Raw genomic sequence first — 615 nt, 5'->3', positions numbered from 1 at the left:
TGCCTAACAAATTGCTTAAGAGTGATTCGTAACGCGTGGCATTTTTACTATGCGGTGGCTTATGGTGATTAAGGCGCCGTGCGGTAGCTTTTGTATTGCGTTACTCACACCTTAGCAAGGCGTTATGCTTAATCACGTAAAATCAGTGCTTTATGGTTTTTCTTTGTTCCCTCGACTTTTCAGTTTTGTGTTTGTCGGCAAGTTGGCTTTTGTGAGCGCTGTTTTTCGGACACTTATTCTTTGGCGCTAGAAATTCAGAGAATTGCCTCATTCAATTCTCGGGCAATCGCGAGGTTAGGGCGGTTGGCTCAATTAGAAATCCATTTCTAGGCTTTCAAACTTCAAACTAGATTTGCCAAAATTCCGAGCCTGAATATCAAAATTATGAGTTATTTCAGTTTTTTAGGCTTTGGTTTTGTTTGTGAATCAAAGTCGAGTTAATCTTGGTTCTATTAAAACCGGAAACGTAGCCCATTGCAGCTTAAGCATAACAAACGACTATGGTGTCAATAACTATTTTTTAGCTGTATTTTCATCCCATATGACGCCATCTCGTAGCATCGAATTTAGGATAACTACCATCTTTCTAACACACGCGATAATGGCTACTTTTTT

General features: G+C 39.5%; 1 pseudogene. It reads right to left on the bottom strand.

The features are described from left to right. Positions 1-513: 513 nt before the first annotated feature. Positions 514-615, bottom strand: a pseudogene (locus AACW06_RS19925) (IS110 family transposase); the annotation flags it as partial.

The organism is Vibrio sp. S12_S33, from assembly GCF_963889785.1.
GTDB lineage: Bacteria > Pseudomonadota > Gammaproteobacteria > Enterobacterales > Vibrionaceae > Vibrio > Vibrio aestuarianus.
Note: the sequence above shows the minus strand (reverse complement) of the source record. Positions and strands in the feature narration are given on the sequence as shown.